This window comes from Metabacillus sp. YM-086, assembly GCF_048059995.1.
GTDB classification, from domain to species: Bacteria; Bacillota; Bacilli; order Bacillales; family Bacillaceae; genus Metabacillus; species Metabacillus litoralis_B.
Window position 1 is genome coordinate 16758 of record NZ_JBLUOI010000054.1, and the last position, 16966, is coordinate 33723.

Sequence of the window (16966 nt, forward strand, 5' to 3'; positions counted from 1 at the left end):
GGGGGTATGATCATGTTTCATACTATCGAAGAAGCGATAACAGACCTTAGGGAAGGGAAAGTCGTTATTGTTGTAGATGATGAGGATCGAGAAAATGAAGGGGACTTTGTTTCTTTAGCTGATCGGGTAACTCCTGAAGCAATTAATTTTATGATTAAACATGGTCGGGGCCTTGTATGTGTACCAATTACTGAAAAGCAAGCAACAAAACTAGGCCTTACTCCTATGGTTACTCATAACACAGACCCTCATGGAACAGCCTTTACAGTTAGTGTTGATCATAAAACAAATACAACAGGAATTAGTGCATTTGAGCGTGCAGATACAGTTATAGCGTTATTAGAGGATGATTCAAAGCCGTCTGATTTTAAACGACCAGGCCATACCTTTCCATTAGTAGCTAAAGAGGGTGGTGTATTACGTCGTGCGGGACATACAGAGGCTGCCGTAGACTTGTCTCGACTTTGTGGTGCAAAGCCAGGCGGAGTTATATGTGAAATTATTAAAGAAGATGGTACAATGGCTCGAGTGCCTGATTTACTAACAATTGCTAAAGAGTTTGATTTGAAAATTATCACAATCAAGGATTTAATTCAATATCGAAACCGAAGAGAAAAACTTGTTAATCGAGAGGTTGAAATTGAATTACCTACTGAGTTTGGAACATTTCGTGCGATTGGGTATTCAAATTCTTTAGATGAGAAGGAACATGTGGCCTTTGTAAAAGGTGATATTAACCCTGAGGAAGCTACTCTAGTAAGAGTTCACTCTGAATGCTTAACAGGAGACGTATTCGGTTCTTACCGATGTGATTGTGGGCCACAATTACATGCAGCTCTTTCCCAAATTGAAAAAGAGGGAAAAGGGGTTCTTTTGTATATGCGTCAGGAAGGTAGAGGAATCGGATTAATTAATAAAATGAGAGCCTACAAGCTTCAAGAACAAGGCTATGATACAGTTGCGGCTAATGAAAAATTAGGTTTTGCACCAGATTTAAGAGATTACGGGATTGGAGCACAAATTTTAAAAGATCTTGGTATCGAAAAAATGAAGCTTTTAACAAATAATCCTCGTAAAATTGCTGGATTAGAAGGATATGGACTTACTATCGAAGATAGAGTACCTATTCAAATGCCATCAAGAGAAGAAAATGAACAGTATTTGCGAACAAAATTTGAAAAACTAGGACATTTCCTACATTTTTAACGAAGGTTATATAACATTACATTGGAGGAATTAAATATGAATACATTTGAGGGTCATTTAATTGGTAGCGGATTAAAGGTAGCAATCGTTGTAGCAAGATTTAATGAATTTATTACATCGAAGCTTTTAGGTGGAGCTGAAGATGGTTTAAAAAGACATGGTGTAGAGGAAAGTGATATAACTGTTGCATGGGTACCCGGTGCGTTTGAACTTCCTCTAGTAGCAAAAAAATTAGCTGAATCCGGTAAGTACGATGGTGTTATTACATTAGGAACAGTCATTAGAGGAGCTACAACACATTATGATTATGTTTGTAATGAGGCTGCAAAAGGTGTTTCACAAGCATCCTTATCTACAGGTGTTCCGGTTGTCTTTGGAGTATTAACAACAGAGACGATTGAACAAGCTATTGAAAGAGCAGGAACAAAAGCCGGAAATAAAGGTTATGAGGCAGCAGTTACAGCGATTGAAATGGGTAATTTGCTAAAGTCCCTTGATTAATTTTGGTAAAAGTGTTTAAAATCGATAAAAAACTGTATATAATGTTTTGAGAAGTAATTTTAAAATATTGGAAAAATATGTATTGTTTTTATCGGTTTAATACTTTTGCTTTCTTGAAGGAAGCTAATTCGTTAATGAGGGGTATCTATGTTAATTCGCTTTAAAAAAAGTTTTGAAAAGATTGCAATGGGCTTACTGTCTTTTATGCCTGCAGAAAAAGACTTAAAGCAATTACAGCAAACAATAAAACAGTATGAAACAGTAGATGAATGGCAGTTGTTTCTCTGGAAGCAAGATGAAGACATTATAGGTGCTATTGGTGTTATATTTAAAGATGAAGATACGGTGGAAGTACAACACATAACAGTTAATCCTTCTCACCGACAACAAGGTATCGGCAAAAAGATGGTAAGTGCACTTATCGACCTCTATAAAAACAAATCAGTTGTTCCAAATGACGAAACTGAAGCTTTTTTTGAAAAGTGTAAGGATTGTTAAAAAGAAGCCGGAAATCATGGAGATTTCCGGCTTCTTCATTTTGATCTATTATTTTTACGAATCTTTAGTTGATGTAATCTTTCTTTAATAACATCAGTGCGATTACGTTTTGTATGTTTATGTAACAAAAACTCATCATGTAAGTCGCTTTCCACACCCCAACTAAGGTTTTTCTCGGCACAACGCTTTAGGCAAAGACTCATTAATTTATTGTCTCTTATAGGTAGGTTAAAACTATAATAGGGTTTATGATCAAGAATTTCATGTTTACGTTTCTTTAGGATCTTAATTAACTCTTCACTATGTAAGCCTAATTTCTTGATATTTAATGAATCATTTTCAAGGATATGTATTGCATTTGAAATCATTTTTAAAGCCCCTGCAAAATTTCCCCTTCTATGATGATAGGCACAAACAGCAATTTGAATGAAGCCCACCCAATATTTTTTTCTTTCTTTCGGTGGATCCTGTTTCCAATGCTCCTCTAACACCTCATGACATTCAAAATAGTCTCTTTCACAGTGAAAATAAATGAGATAATCAATGTATGCAGCATCATACATAGTTGTTTCACCTCCGCCATATTTAATTTGTGTAAGTAGTTTACCATAAATTTTTACGAAAACAGATGAAAAGCTGCTGATTGTCAGCAGCTTTCTTGTTGCTATTATAACCAAGCAGCACCAACGATAATTAATAAAATAAACAATACAACGATTAACGCGAATCCTCCGCCGTAGTTAAAACCTGCTTCACCCATGTTTGATTCCTCCTTAATGATTAGCTATTACACTTGTAATATATGAGCAAACCGCTGATGTGTATGGGCTAATGACTAGAAACAGGGTATTTTTATCAAAATAACTGAAAAAATGGTCCATTTTAAGTGTTCATTACCAACTTATGTTGAAACGAATGAAATAACTATTGGACATGTCGAAAAATTGCTCTATACTATATGGTGGCTAGTTGTAAGAATGGTGGGATAGAATTTGCAATATCATGTTAAAATTGATGCTTTTGAAGGTCCTTTAGATCTGTTACTTCACTTAATAAATCGCTTAGAAATTGATATATATGATATACCTGTTTCAGAAATTACGGAACAATATATGCTTTATATTCACACGATGCAGGAGCTCCACCTTGATATTGCGTCAGAATATCTAGTTATGGCTGCAACGCTTCTTTCCATTAAGAGTAGAATGCTTCTTCCCAAACAAGAAGAAGAACTGTTTGAGGATGAATTTGGGGAAGAGCCAGAAGAAGACCCACGTGATGAATTAATGAGAAGGCTAATTGAATACAGGAAATATAAAGAGGCTGCAGATGATTTAAGAACTCTTGAAGAAGGTCGCTCCCAAGTCTTTACCAAGGCTCCTAGTGACTTGAGTGAATATGTTTCAGATTCACAGCAGCAAATCGACTCATTAAATGTAACCATTTATGATATGTTAGGGGCTTTTCAAAAGATGCTACGGAGAAAGAAAATTCAAAAGCCTGTACAAACAAAAATAACCCGTCAAGAAATTCCGATTGAGAAACGGATGGAGGAAATTCTCACTGATTTGCGTACACACTCAGGTAGACGCCGTTTTAGTGATTTGTTTCCTTCAAACAGTAAAGATCATTTAGTTGTTACCTTTTTGGCTATATTAGAATTAATGAAATCGCATTTAATTTTAATCGAACAAGAAAATAATTTTGCAGATATTTATATAATGGGGAGTGAATAATACATGGCCTTAGGTGTGATTGAGTGGAATTCAATCGTTGAAGCATTATTATTTGCTTCAGGAGACGAGGGTCTTTCCCTAAAACAGTTGGCAATGGTGTTGGAGCTCGAAGAACAAGAAGTTATGGATATCTTAAGTGAGCTCTCTGACAGTTATAAACAAAAAAACCGAGGGATAGAGCTTGTCGAGGTAGCAGGACATTATCAATTAACAACAAAAAAAGAACATGCAACATATTTAAAAAAATTAGTTGAATCTCCAGGAAATGCTTCACTTTCACAAGCAGCTTTGGAAACATTAGCTATTGTGGCGTATCGACAGCCAATCACAAGAGCAGAAATAGAGGAAGTTCGCGGTGTGAAAACAGAAAGACCTATTCAAACCCTGGTTTCTAAGATTTTAATTAAAGAGGTAGGAAGAGCTGAAGGAACTGGACGAGCAATTCTTTATGGAACGACAAAAGAATTTTTAGAGTATTTTGGTCTCAAATCAATTAAAGAACTTCCGCCACTTCCAGAGAAATCAGATGATGCATTTGAACAAGAAGAAGCAGATTTATTTTTTGAAAAATTTAATGAAACATTAGAAGAATTAAAATAATATTGACTGCTGGTTTGATATATCTTTCCTAGATAAGGGGAAAATATTTTAAACTGAGCAGTCTTTTTTTATATGAAAGTAATAATATTCTAATGATGACATAAGAGGTAAATAAACAGTTTCATAATATTGCTCGGAAGGGAAGAGGATGTGTCCTATGGACAACACATTAGTTAGAGCTGAGACAGAAAAGGTGGCATTCTTTTTAGAAAATGTAGTTGGAAAAATGACAACTTACATGAATTCAATCACGATACGGTCTTTAGAAGATGAAGCTGAGGGGGAAAGACCATATTTACTTGAATTATTAAGAGCTGCAAGAGGTTTGTTAGTTTTTTGTGAGGAGGCACTTGATGCATGTCGTCAAATGATAAGAAACTCTATCATAACACCCTCTCATGCAAGGCAGCTATTTGAGAAAATTTATTATCAGTGCATTGAAAGGTTTTTCCATCCCAAAAATGACACCTGGTATGAAAATAGTCGTTGTTCTTATACTGACTCAGACATGATCGTTTTTAGAAAAACAACCCCTCCCTCATTTGTTCGATTTATTCATTCCTTGGAAGAGGATTTTATAACAATTCGTGAAGAAATAGATTTTGGGGTTCAGTCACATTTTTAAAATGGAGCTTTTATTGATATAAGAAAAACAAAGGCTTTCACTATTGTAAATTAGTGAAAGCCTTCATTTTTCCGAAATTTCATTCATAAGCTTTGTCCACGTGCATAAACTTGTACAAAACGAACGAGTAAGGGGACGTGGATGTATTATGCCGCATATTAAGAAAGTGACAGCAGGTTTTATCATCATTTTTTTGTTAATGGGAATCGTTCCTAAGCAAACATCTGCTGTTGGTGTTAGTGCTCAAACTGCCATATTAATAGAGCAGGAATCTGGAAGAATTCTTTATGAAAAGCAAGCACATAAAAAAATGCGTATTGCTAGTATTACAAAAATCATGACAGCCATTCTTGCCATAGAGTCTGGAAAACTAAATGAAATGGCTACAGTTAGTGAACAAGCCATTCGAGCTGAGGGGTCATCAGTATATTTACAAAAGGGTGAAAAAATTAAACTAGAAGATTTAGTTTATGGACTGATGCTACGTTCAGGAAATGATGCAGCAGTTGCTATTGCTGAACATGTAGGAGGTAGTCTAGAGGGGTTTGTTGTCATGATGAACCAAAAAGCAGAGGAAATTGGGATGACAAATACTGAATTTGCTAATCCCCATGGACTTGATGATCATGAAAATCATTATTCAACAGCATATGATATGGCCATTCTAACTCAATATGCAATGAAAAATGATACGTATCAAGAAATTTCTGGAACAGAAACTCATAAAGCTCCTAACCCTAATGAAAAATGGGACAGAGTATGGCATAACAAAAATAAATTGTTAACTAGCCTTTATAAATATAGTACAGGTGGTAAAACAGGTTATACAGTTAGAGCAAAAAGAACGTTGGTATCAACTGCATCAAAGGGCGGAATGGATACTATTGTGGTAACACTAAATGATCCGGATGATTGGAAGGATCATATGAATCTTCATAACTATGCATTTAATAACTATGAGTTAGTCAATCTAAAGCATCAAGGTACACTTAGAGATATAGAAAATGAATTTTATGATGATAAAGTGTTTATAAACCGAGATGTACTTTATCCGCTTACAAAAGAAGAGCAAGAAAACGTTCGAATTAATATTTCATTGCAAAAACCACAAGAAGAATGGGAAGACCTTGAAAAAGTGCCGAATGTAGTAGGAAAACTATCTGTCAAAGTTGAAGAGCGAGAGATAGCTGACATCCCGATTTATTTTGATAATGGAAAGGTCGAAAAACCTAAAGGCTCATTTTGGGATCTTTTTAAAAACCTATTTTTTGCAATAACAGGTGTTAGCTAATGGTTAATTTAATATGGGTGTTATTAACAGTTATTGGGATCGTTTTTGCCATGTTTAATGGAACGATGGATGAAGTAAACGAAGCAATTTTTAAAGGTGGAAAAGAGGCAGTCACTATTTCAATTGGATTCATTAGTGTGTTGGTATTTTGGCTTGGTTTAATGAAGGTTGCTGAAGAAGCTGGATTATTAGAAAAACTAGGTAATTTGTTTAAGCCGATTGTGACAAGGTTGTTTCCAGAAGTACCACCTGACCATCCTGCTATGGGCTATATGCTCTCAAATATGATGGCGAACCTTTTTGGACTGGGTAATGCGGCCACACCGCTTGGTATTAAAGCGATGGAACAGCTAAAAGTATTAAATGGAGGATCTGACAAAGCTAGTCGTTCTATGATAACCTTTTTAGCAATTAATACTTCAAGCTTAACTTTAATTCCAACTACAGTCATTGCCATTATGATGACCTATGGCTCTTCGTCACCAACCAGTATAGTAGGACCAACTTTAATTGCAACATTTCTATCAACTGCCGGGGCAATCATGATAGATCGATTCTTTTATTACAGGAGAAAAAGAAAAGGGTGATCGAGCATGGGGATTATAGGAGTCATTTCATTATGGATTATACCCGTTATTATTGGTTTTATCCTTATTTACGGTACTTTAAAGAAAGTGCCTACGTACGAATCATTTGTTGAAGGCGGTAAAGAGGGAATTACTATTTCCTTTTCGATCATACCTTACCTTGTAGGGATGTTAGTTGCCATTTCCGTATTTAGAGCTTCAGGTGCATTAGAGTTTCTTATGAATTTTATGAAGCCTGCATTGGAACTATTAAATATACCTGCTGAAATCGTGCCTTTAGCATTTATTCGACCGATATCAGGTACAGCTGCACTAGGATTAACTTCCGATATTATTGCAACATACGGGCCAGATTCCTTTATTGGAATGTTAGCTGCAACCATGCAAGGAAGTACCGACACGACATTATATGTTTTAACGGTTTATTTTGGAGCAGTAGGAATTAGGAAAATGGGAGATGCATTAAAAGTAGGGTTGCTTGCAGATCTTGTTGGTATTATTGCTGCAATTGTGATTGTCACATTATTATTTGCATAACATTTACTTGGAACTTGACTTAGGTCAAGTTCTTTTCTTTTATACTATTAAAAAGGATAAGTTTTTTATGGATGATGCATAAGAAATTTCAGTGAGTCATTACTACATACTATAGAAATTATGGTATGATGATAAAGCAAAATTTTGTCGAACAGGTTTGAAACTGATGTATCTATTATTTTAGCTTGTTATTGTTAACTAAGGCTTTTTATTTAGGAATAAAGAATAACTTAAAACGAGCATCCTAATTGTCGTAACTTGTGAAAATACATAGAAAGCAGTAATATGTTATCGAGGTGAAAGAGATGGAACGCTTACAAAAAGTAATTGCTCACGCTGGTATAGCTTCTAGACGTAAGGCTGAGGAATTAATATTAGAAGGAAAAGTAAAAGTAAACGGGAAAGTTGTGAAGGAGCTTGGCATTAAAGTTACGGATCAAGACCGAGTAGAAGTGGAAGGTATACCACTTGAGCGGGAGGAACCTGTTTATTTACTTCTTTACAAACCAACAGGTGTTATTTCAGCTGTTAAAGATGATAAAGGTAGAAAGGTTGTTACAGACTTTTTCCCATACATTAAACAGAGAATTTATCCGATTGGGAGACTGGATTATGATACATCTGGAGTCCTTTTATTAACAAATGATGGCGAATTTGCCAATATATTGATGCACCCAAAATATGAAGTAGAGAAATCTTATGTTGCAAAAGTTAAAGGGATCCCAACAAGAGAAAAGATTCGTCAGCTTGAGCGAGGTATTCATCTTGAAGATGGAAAAACGGCACCTGCACATGTGAAAGTATTGTCTGTTGATAAAAAGAAGGGAACAAGTATTGTTGAATTAAAAATCCATGAAGGACGTAATCGTCAAGTAAGACGTATGCTTGAAGCGATTGGTCATCAAGTAATGAAACTAAAAAGAGAAAAATTTGCCTTTTTAAATTTAAGTGGACTTGCAACAGGTGATTCTAGGGAGCTAACTCCACACGAAGTAAAACAGCTTCGAGCTCTTGCACAACACGGAAAAAACGCTTAGTAATTTTCACATAAACTTCAAAAAATTGATCATATCGTGTAATTGGATAGTGATATAATGACCTAGAATGTTGGAATAGTAGGGGAGTATGTAAATGAAGAAAAACCGTTTACTTATGCGCTCTATCATATTAATTTTATTAATTGGTGCATTAGGATATACGTTATATTCAAACTTTTTTGTTAGTAAAGAAAAGGTAAAGGTTGGTTCAAAAGCTCCTGATTTCGTCTTAGTAGATTTAGAAGGAAACGAGCATCAGCTTTCTGAATACAAAGGAAAAGGAGTGTTCTTAAACTTCTGGGGAACATGGTGCAAGCCTTGTGAGCGGGAAATGCCATATATGGACAACCAATATGATTATTATAAGGATCAGGGAGTAGAGGTGTTAGCAGTAAACATTGCTGAGTCAAATGTTGCTGTTCAGAGCTTCGTAAATAAACATGACCTATCTTTCCCAATCCCACTTGACAAAGATCGCCAAGTATTAAACGCATACGGTGTTGGACCATTACCAACAACCTTTTTGATTAATCCTGATGGGATCGTGGTCGGTATTACCTCAGGAACGTTAACAGAAAGAATGATTAGAGATTATATGGAACAGATAAAACCTTAAAACGGGGAGTTTTCAGCATGAATAAGGTAACATGTGAGTGTGGTCATGCAAATCCGGAAGGAACTCTATTATGTGAATCTTGTGGCAATCCAATAGGAGAAAAAGAGAAAAAAGAAGATAAAAAGCTATTGGATATGAAATACGAAGGGTCTGCAAGACGCTCTCAAACATATAAGAAAACATTTGTCGATAAAATTTGGAACTTCTTTTCCTCTGTAAAGGTAGGCGTGTGGTTAATCTTCTTAACCTTACTAGCTTCTGCGTTAGGAACTGTGTTTCCACAGGAGATGTACATCCCGCCGTCTGTAACAGCGAGTGAGTTTTACAAAGATGAATATGGCTTTCTTGGTCAGCTCTATTATGAGTTAGGTTTTCACAATTTATATGGATCATGGTGGTATATGATCTTAGTAGCTTCAATTGGGATTTCCCTAGTAATAGCTAGCTTAGACCGCTTTGTTCCTTTATACAAAGCGTTAAAAAAGCAAGGGGTTACAAGACATGCTTCATTTATGAAACGCCAAAGGCTCTATTCTTCCACAGTGACAAATGAATATGATGTAGAATTACTAAAGAAACGTCTAACTTCAAAGCGCTATCGTGTTCGAGTGGAAAACGGAAACATCTTAGCCGAAAAAGGTCGATTTTCAAGATGGGGTCCCTATGTGAATCATTGTGGGCTGATACTCTTTTTATTTGGTGCCATGCTTCGCTTTGTTCCAGGAATGTATGTTGATGAGGTTCTTTGGGTTAGAGAAGGTGAAACAGCGGTTATACCAGGTACAGAAGGTCGTTACTATCTTGAAAACAAAGATTTTATAATGGAAGTTTACGAGAAAGACAAAGAAAGTGAAGTGTTTGAAGAAGCAATAACACGTGTTGGTGACGGCAGTGTAGTGAAAAATTTCCAATCAAATGTCGTATTATATGAAAGAAAAGGGGAAATTGTACACGGAGCAACACCTGAGTTAACAGAAGTTAAGGAAGAAGAAATTAGAGTAAATGAGCCGCTGAAATTTGAATCATTTTCTCTTTATCAAGTGGACTATAAACTAAATGAACTAAATAAAATGACATTTAGTTTAATAGATAAAGAAACAGAAAAGAGTTATGGGCAAATCACAGTAGATCTTTTAGATCCTCAAACAGAATATGATTTAGGTAATGGATATAAAGTTGAAATCTCAACTTATTTACCAGACTTCTATTTTGATGAAGAAGGTGTTCCTGCAACGAAAACGAGAATACCTGACAATCCGGCCTTTGTTTTCAAAATGTTTACTCCTGAGACTCCTGAGGGAGAGTCTAGCTTTGTAGCAATTCAGCAGACAATTGAACCTTCAGGAGAGAATAAATTTAAAATGAAATTTGAAGGTATAGAAACGAAAGACTTGACTGCGCTGACTGTTCGAAAAGATTTAACACTTTGGATACTAGGTATTGGAGGAGCGATCTTTATGATCGGTGTCATTCAAGGGATGTATTGGAATCACCGACGAATCTGGATTAAGCGTGAAGATGACAAAGTTTTAGTTGCCGGTCATACAAATAAAAATTGGTATGGTCTATCTAAAGAGCTTAAAAGTCTAGTAGAAGATACAGCTTTGAATATGCCTAAAGATCAGAAGGAAAAAGAATAGTGTTAAAGGAGGGGAAATTGTGGCAGCATTAAGTAGTACATTATTAGAGGTTGCTTTTATTATCTATTTAGTCGCTATCTTTTTGTTCGGTGGCTCGATTCGTGATAAAAGAAATAAGTCCGATAAAATAAGTAAGTGGACGATAGCAGCTGTTGCAGCAACCATCTTAGGATTTTTATCACAACTAGGCTACTTCATCACAAGGTGGATTGCATCAGGACATGCACCTGTTAGTAACTTATTTGAATTTACAACAGCTTTTGGGATGATGCTTGTTCTTGCTTTTATTATCTTATTCTTTATTTATAGGGTGGCAATTTTAGGTTTATTTACTTTGCCTATTGTCGTATTAATTATTGCATACGGTAGTATGTTTCCAACTGATATTAATCCATTAATCCCATCACTACAAAGTCATTGGTTATATATTCATGTGACAACAGCTGCTTTAGGGCAAGCAATTTTAGCGATTAGTGCTGTGGCAGGAATTATTCACCTTGTGACAGTTGTTGATCAAACAAAAGCATCAAAGAAAACCTTTTGGTTGGAATCTATTATGTACGTCCTTGTTGTAACACTAGGATTCATTATTATAACAAGTACATTTAGAGGTCTTGATTATCAAGCAGATTTTAACTGGATAGATAAAAATGAGCAAGAAGCTGTTATGACTTATACGATACCGGCATTAGTAGGACCTCATAAGGGTGAACTAGTCACAGATGGAAAGTTTGAACCATTAGTTGAAATGCCTGCGATCATTTCTGCAGTTAAGCTTAACACAGTTATTTGGTCAGTTATTGTGGGTACGATTCTATATGGATTCATTCGACTTATATTCCGAAAACGCATCGGACAAATGATTAAACCATTTACTAAAAATGTGAATCTTGAGCTTGTTGATGAAATTGGATATCGATCTGTAGCAATTGGGTTTCCAGTGTTTACCCTTGGGGCACTTATCTTTGCGATGATTTGGGCTCAGATTGCCTGGACTAGGTTCTGGGGGTGGGACCCAAAAGAGGTATGGGCTCTTATTACATGGTTATTTTACGCAGCTTATTTGCATCTTCGTTTATCAAAAGGATGGCATGGAGAAAAATCAGCTTGGCTTGCAGTTGTAGGTTTTGCGATCATAATGTTTAACTTGATCTTTGTTAACTTAGTTATTGCAGGCTTACACTCATATGCATAATTGCTTTAAGTTGGCCTAATAATAGCAAAATAATCAGTTATAAACATACAATCAGTATAAACACTGCTAATAAAGCCTTCACTCTTTGCAGTGAAGGCTTTTTGTTATACTCTTAATATATACATAATGATTAAATACCAAATATGAAACACTTACCTATAAGGAGGGTTCTTATTATGGAAGAGAACCAATTTGCCAGAATTTTAGTCGTTGATGATGAAGATCGAATTCGTCGACTTTTACGGATGTATTTAGAAAGAGAAAATTATGAAATTGAAGAAGCTGAGAACGGTGATGAAGCGCTTGAATTAGCATTGAATAATGAATACGACTTAATTATGTTAGATGTAATGATGCCTGGTATTGATGGTGTTGAGGTATGCAAGCAATTGCGTGAAAAAAAGGCAACACCGATTATTATGTTAACAGCAAAAGGTGAAGAGGCAAACAGAGTACAAGGCTTTGAAGCGGGTGTGGACGATTATATTGTAAAACCTTTCAGTCCGAGAGAAGTGGTTTTAAGGGTAAAAGCATTACTTAGAAGGTCTTCTCAAACGTCATATTTGAAAACAGAAACAAAAGCAAAAAATGTAATCGTTTTTCCTCATCTATCAATTGATCATGATGCACATAGAGTAACTGCAGATGGAAATGAAGTTAGTTTAACTCCTAAAGAATATGAATTATTGTATTTTCTGGCTAAAACTCCAGATAAAGTGTATGATCGGGAAAAGTTATTGAAGGAAGTATGGCAATATGAATTTTTTGGTGACTTACGAACAGTGGATACACATGTTAAACGACTAAGAGAGAAGTTGAGTAAAGTTTCTCCAGAAGCTGCAAAGATGATTGTTACGGTGTGGGGAGTAGGGTATAAATTCGAGGTAAATCATACATGATTCTCTGGAGAAGTGTAGTAGGGAAACTATGGGGAACGATACTTTTACTCGTTTCCTTTGTTTTATTTGTATTAACGATTTTAATGCTAGAGTTCATTGAGAATTATCACGTGGATGAAGCGGAAAATGAATTACAACAATTAAGTACAAAGGTTTCTGCCATAATGGAAAGTCATGAGGATCAATCTTTAGCAAGATCAATTGCGTGGGAATTAACAGATGAGTTAACACATATTTTAATTATTGAAGATAAAGATTCTTACTGGAACTCGCCTATCATAGACGAGGATCTGCCTCATTTAGAATTTGAAGATATAGAAGATGATCAAGAATTATCATTACCTCTTACAGAAGGAGAAAAAATTAGTAAACGCACAAATTTAGATTCTCCAAATGATGTTTTTGCTAATGGTGAAGACGAGGTACTAATTGTTGGTATTCCATATAAGGTGTCAGATACAGAAAAAGGAGCAGTATATATTTCACAATCTCTTCAAGCTGTTCATGAAACAACAAAAGAGACAACCAAATATATCATCCTAGCCGCTGGAGTTGCAATCATTTTAACGACAATTTTTGCCTTCTTCTTATCAACAAGAATCACCTATCCATTAAGAAAAATGCGCGAGGTAGCTCAGGAGCTGGCAAGAGGGAAATTTGAATCAAAGGTTCCTATTATGTCAAACGATGAAATTGGGGAGTTAGGTATAGCCTTTAATCAGATGGGAAAACAGCTTAAGTTTCATATTAACGCCCTTAATCAGGAAAAAGAGCATTTAACAAATATTTTAAGCAGTATGGCTGATGGTGTCATCACTTTAAATATTGATGGAACGATTTTAGTAACAAACCCACCTGCTGAAAGATTTTTACAAGCCTGGTATTACGAGCAGGGAATGCAAGTCAAAAATGATGAAGAGCTCCCACCTGAAGCAAAAGGTTTATTTCAACGAGTTGTTAACACTGAAAAAGAACAAATGACTGAAATTATGATACAAGGTAGAAGCTGGGTTATTTTAATGACTCCTTTATATAATCAATCGTATGTAAGAGGAGCTGTTGCAGTTCTACGAGACATGACAGAAGAACGTCGACTTGATAAGCTGCGAAAGGATTTCATTGCTAACGTTAGTCACGAGCTTAGAACACCTATATCCATGTTGCAAGGATATAGTGAAGCCATCGTTGATGACATTGCAAGTACGGAAGATGAGAAAAAGGAAATTGCTCAAGTTATATATGATGAATCGTTACGAATGGGAAGACTTGTTAACGAATTATTAGATTTAGCTAGAATGGAAGCAGGACATATATCCTTGAATTTGGATGAAGTATCTATCCCGCAGTTTATTGACAAGATAAGCCGTAAATTCCAAGGTCCTGCTAAGGATAAGATGATTAATCTTCAAACAGACATTCATCTTAATGAAACCAATTATGTAATAGATCCAGATCGAATTGAGCAGGTGCTTACAAACTTAATAGATAATGCCATTCGTCATACGAATGAAAATGGAATGGTATCTATAACTGTAACATCGGAAAAAGATGGCTTAGCAATGGATGTACAAGATTCTGGAAGTGGAATTCCTGAAGAGGATCTGCCGTTTGTATTTGAACGTTTTTATAAGGCAGACAAGGCAAGAACAAGAGGAAGAGCTGGTACAGGTCTTGGGTTAGCGATTGTTAAAAACATTGTTGAAGCACACCAAGGAAAAATAACTGTTCATAGCAAAATAGGTGAAGGTACGACATTTAGTTTCTTTTTGCCTCGTAAAAAGCTAGAATCTGAATAATACTGACGAACAATCTTGTTTCATAAGAAACAAGATTGTCTAATTTTTAGCAGATATTCATTAGACCTTAAAACATACACATGGTTAAATAATAGTAAGTTGAAAATGTGGAGAGTGATACAAAATGAATTTATATACAAAAACAGGTGATAGTGGAAAAACGAGTATAATAGGAGGACGTGTTGATAAGGATCATTTACGTGTAGAAGCATATGGGACAATTGATGAAGCTAATTGCTTTGTTGGTCAAGCGATGACACATCTGACGGAACCTCTTTTTCAGGATATATATCAAGAACTTGAAAAAATACAGCATGAGCTGTTTGATTGTGGGGGAGATTTAGCCGTTGTGAAAGAAAAATATCCTTATAAAGCAAGCAATGAAATGGTCGAGTTCTTAGAAAATCGCATTGATGCTTATGTAAAGGAAGCCCCTGAATTAGAACGATTCATTCTTCCAGGTGGAAGCCCTGCAGCAGCAGCTGTTCACATTGCAAGAACTGTAACAAGACGGGCAGAAAGGTGCACTGTTTCATTACAAAAAGAGATGGAAATAAACGAAGTGGTATTAAAGTATCTAAATCGATTGTCGGACTATTTTTTTGCCATTGCGAGGGTAATTAATCACCGGTTAGGTGTTAAGGATGTTGAATATGAGCGGAGTGCTCTAGTGTTTAAAACAAAGTCTTCTAATAAAGAGAAAAAAGATTCTTAAAGATTTAATATAGAGGAGTAGAAAAAATCGTATGCTAGTTATTAGCTATACGATTTTTTTGGTTTTAGAATGGCATAATCTTATATTGAGTCACAAATGTTAAAGGGGGATATAAAGAGCATCCAGGGCACTACATAAATGTTAAGATATGATAGCAATTGTGAGTTTAAGAGAATCATATTATAAAATATATAATAGTTCTATAAAACATGGTAAAGTAGAGATAGCAATGGCAAATATTACATAAATATTTCATTTAAATTACGCGGTATTTATTTGAAACTTTACTGTGTTCTTTACGACTATATTAATGAACGGAGGGTAATCATGGAGGATACCTTTCAACAATTATATGAAAAATATCATTCAGATCTTTTTCAATTTTTGTTTTATATGGTAAAAAGTCGTGAACAAGCAGAGGATCTTGTTCAGGAAGTTTATATTCGTGTATTAAAATCGTATGATAAATTTGAAGGTAGAAGTAGTGAAAAAACATGGCTTATTTCTATCGCCAGACATGTGGCCATTGACTGGTTTCGGAAACAAAAAACGATTCGTCAAAGAATATTAGAGCGATTTGATTGGGAAAAACAACAGATTGAAGATGAGCAGCAACCATTACCTGATGAGGTCGCTATACAAAATGAACAAGTTCAATGGATATACAGAGCATTAAATTCTTGTTCAATTGATCAACGTAGTGTTGTTATTTTACGATATATTCAAGAGTTATCGATTACAGAAACAGCTGAAGTGTTAGGATGGACTGTAAGTAAAGTAAAAACAACACAACACCGTGCGATTAAGCAATTGCAAAAGCATATGAACAATTTTTCCGAAAAGGAGGGGCTTTCGATTGAAAAAACGGGAGTGGAATGAAAACCAACTTGAGCAGCTTTTACAGCAGTTACCCTCTGTCAAGGATAAACGAACTGCTGATCAAATTTATCAACAGATACAATTTAAACAACAGGTTAAAAAGAGAACGAGAACTTGGGTTGCTCCTACAATTGCTTCTGTTGCGGCTCTAATGATTTTTGCGATTATGACTCCATATGTATTTAATAGCTTTACCTCTTCTAGTGAGGAAAGCAATATGGATATGACCACTACATCTTCAGAGGAAGCTTCAAAGCATGAGACTGCAGAATCACCACAATCATCGGAAGTAGAGGAAAATAATATAAATGAATCAGCAATAACTGAGGATAAAAATGAGAACATCGCTCTTGATACAGAAAACATGAAAGAGATGGCAATGCTAGATCAAGAATCCATAACTTATGTAACCAATGCTAATGATTCGGAAAAAGTTGTAACAATTGGGTTAACTGATAAAATAGCCCAAAATGTTGTTCCAGTTACTTTACAAGGAAATAACAACAAAGAAAAACTTGAGAGAATACATGAGTTTATACCCGAGGATTTCTTTGACGAGTTAGGACCTGTATCCTTTGAGCTTAAGAATTCGGAACTATCTTCAAAAG

The 16966-nt window shown here is 35.4% G+C and carries 20 protein-coding genes; 18 read left to right on the forward strand and 2 right to left on the reverse strand.

Features of this window, described 5'->3' with window-relative positions; genetic code table 11:
* Positions 1 to 12: 12 nt before the first annotated feature.
* The 3 genes from ACEWK1_RS19590 (at position 13) to ACEWK1_RS19600 (ending at position 2205) form a co-directional block, all read left to right on the forward strand.
* Positions 13 to 1206: a bifunctional 3,4-dihydroxy-2-butanone-4-phosphate synthase/GTP cyclohydrolase II gene (locus ACEWK1_RS19590; RefSeq protein WP_121662647.1), complete on the forward strand. Its 1194-nt coding sequence runs from the start codon at positions 13 to 15 to the stop codon at positions 1204 to 1206.
* Between the two features lie 36 nt (positions 1207 to 1242).
* The gene (ribE, locus tag ACEWK1_RS19595; RefSeq protein WP_416636569.1) at positions 1243 to 1707 is read left to right on the forward strand and encodes a 6,7-dimethyl-8-ribityllumazine synthase; all 465 of its coding nucleotides are present in this window, start codon (positions 1243 to 1245) and stop codon (positions 1705 to 1707) included.
* Between the two features lie 147 nt (positions 1708 to 1854).
* Complete coding sequence (locus ACEWK1_RS19600; RefSeq protein WP_121662645.1) at positions 1855 to 2205, forward strand: GNAT family N-acetyltransferase; 351 nt, start codon at positions 1855 to 1857, stop codon at positions 2203 to 2205.
* Between the two features lie 35 nt (positions 2206 to 2240).
* On the opposite strand, the gene ACEWK1_RS19605 is transcribed toward ACEWK1_RS19600, so the two are convergent.
* Both ACEWK1_RS19605 and ACEWK1_RS19610 read right to left on the reverse strand, forming a co-directional pair.
* Positions 2241 to 2768 carry a DUF309 domain-containing protein gene (locus ACEWK1_RS19605; protein WP_416636574.1) on the reverse strand — a complete coding sequence of 176 codons (528 nt, stop codon included), beginning with the start codon at positions 2766 to 2768 and terminating at the stop codon, positions 2241 to 2243.
* Between the two features lie 104 nt (positions 2769 to 2872).
* Positions 2873 to 2965: a YjcZ family sporulation protein gene (locus tag ACEWK1_RS19610; protein WP_121662644.1), complete on the reverse strand. Its 93-nt coding sequence runs from the start codon at positions 2963 to 2965 to the stop codon at positions 2873 to 2875.
* A 232-nt stretch (positions 2966 to 3197) separates the two neighbouring features.
* Between ACEWK1_RS19610 and ACEWK1_RS19615 the strand changes: the two genes are divergently transcribed.
* The 15 genes from ACEWK1_RS19615 to ACEWK1_RS19685 all read left to right on the forward strand — a co-directional run.
* The gene (locus ACEWK1_RS19615; protein WP_121662643.1) at positions 3198 to 3941 is read left to right on the forward strand and encodes a segregation/condensation protein A; all 744 of its coding nucleotides are present in this window, start codon (positions 3198 to 3200) and stop codon (positions 3939 to 3941) included.
* Between the two features lie 3 nt (positions 3942 to 3944).
* Positions 3945 to 4541 (forward strand): SMC-Scp complex subunit ScpB, encoded by a 597-nt coding sequence (gene scpB, locus ACEWK1_RS19620; RefSeq protein WP_416636570.1) that lies wholly within the window; start codon positions 3945 to 3947, stop codon positions 4539 to 4541.
* Positions 4542 to 4698: 157 nt separating this feature from the next.
* Entirely contained in the window at positions 4699 to 5166 is a 468-nt protein-coding gene (locus tag ACEWK1_RS19625; RefSeq protein WP_162987406.1) for a DUF3907 family protein, read from the forward strand.
* Positions 5167 to 5314: 148 nt separating this feature from the next.
* On the forward strand, positions 5315 to 6457 hold the full coding sequence (locus ACEWK1_RS19630) for a D-alanyl-D-alanine carboxypeptidase family protein (RefSeq protein WP_416636571.1): 1143 nt from the start codon (positions 5315 to 5317) through the stop codon (positions 6455 to 6457).
* Positions 6457 to 7044, forward strand: a complete 588-nt coding sequence (locus ACEWK1_RS19635; RefSeq protein WP_121662639.1) for a nucleoside recognition domain-containing protein — start codon at positions 6457 to 6459, stop codon at positions 7042 to 7044. Before ACEWK1_RS19630 ends, ACEWK1_RS19635 begins: the two co-directional genes overlap by 1 nt.
* 6 nt (positions 7045 to 7050) lie before the next feature.
* Positions 7051 to 7581, forward strand: coding sequence for a spore maturation protein (locus ACEWK1_RS19640; protein ID WP_098797218.1), 531 nt, complete (start codon positions 7051 to 7053; stop codon positions 7579 to 7581).
* 305 nt (positions 7582 to 7886) lie between these two features.
* Positions 7887 to 8618: a 23S rRNA pseudouridine(2605) synthase RluB gene (rluB, locus tag ACEWK1_RS19645; RefSeq protein ID WP_121662638.1), complete on the forward strand. Its 732-nt coding sequence runs from the start codon at positions 7887 to 7889 to the stop codon at positions 8616 to 8618.
* A 94-nt stretch (positions 8619 to 8712) separates the two neighbouring features.
* Complete coding sequence (gene resA / locus ACEWK1_RS19650; protein WP_121662637.1) at positions 8713 to 9234, forward strand: thiol-disulfide oxidoreductase ResA; 522 nt, start codon at positions 8713 to 8715, stop codon at positions 9232 to 9234.
* A 17-nt stretch (positions 9235 to 9251) separates the two neighbouring features.
* On the forward strand, positions 9252 to 10874 hold the full coding sequence (gene resB, locus ACEWK1_RS19655; RefSeq protein WP_121662636.1) for a cytochrome c biogenesis protein ResB: 1623 nt from the start codon (positions 9252 to 9254) through the stop codon (positions 10872 to 10874).
* A 19-nt stretch (positions 10875 to 10893) separates the two neighbouring features.
* The gene (ccsB, locus tag ACEWK1_RS19660; protein ID WP_121662635.1) at positions 10894 to 12069 is read left to right on the forward strand and encodes a c-type cytochrome biogenesis protein CcsB; all 1176 of its coding nucleotides are present in this window, start codon (positions 10894 to 10896) and stop codon (positions 12067 to 12069) included.
* Between the two features lie 176 nt (positions 12070 to 12245).
* On the forward strand, positions 12246 to 12968 hold the full coding sequence (locus ACEWK1_RS19665) for a response regulator transcription factor (RefSeq protein ID WP_098797222.1): 723 nt from the start codon (positions 12246 to 12248) through the stop codon (positions 12966 to 12968).
* Entirely contained in the window at positions 12965 to 14764 is a 1800-nt protein-coding gene (locus ACEWK1_RS19670) for an ATP-binding protein (RefSeq protein ID WP_121662634.1), read from the forward strand. Before ACEWK1_RS19665 ends, ACEWK1_RS19670 begins: the two co-directional genes overlap by 4 nt.
* Positions 14765 to 14888: 124 nt before the next feature.
* Positions 14889 to 15479 (forward strand): cob(I)yrinic acid a,c-diamide adenosyltransferase, encoded by a 591-nt coding sequence (locus tag ACEWK1_RS19675; protein ID WP_121662633.1) that lies wholly within the window; start codon positions 14889 to 14891, stop codon positions 15477 to 15479.
* A gap of 327 nt (positions 15480 to 15806) precedes the next feature.
* A complete protein-coding gene (sigX, locus tag ACEWK1_RS19680; protein ID WP_121662632.1) occupies positions 15807 to 16358 on the forward strand; it encodes an RNA polymerase sigma factor SigX in 552 nt (183 codons plus the stop codon).
* A partial coding sequence (locus ACEWK1_RS19685) for a hypothetical protein (RefSeq protein WP_416636572.1) occupies positions 16336 to 16966 on the forward strand: 631 nt, incomplete at its 3' end. The genes sigX and ACEWK1_RS19685, both read left to right, overlap by 23 nt.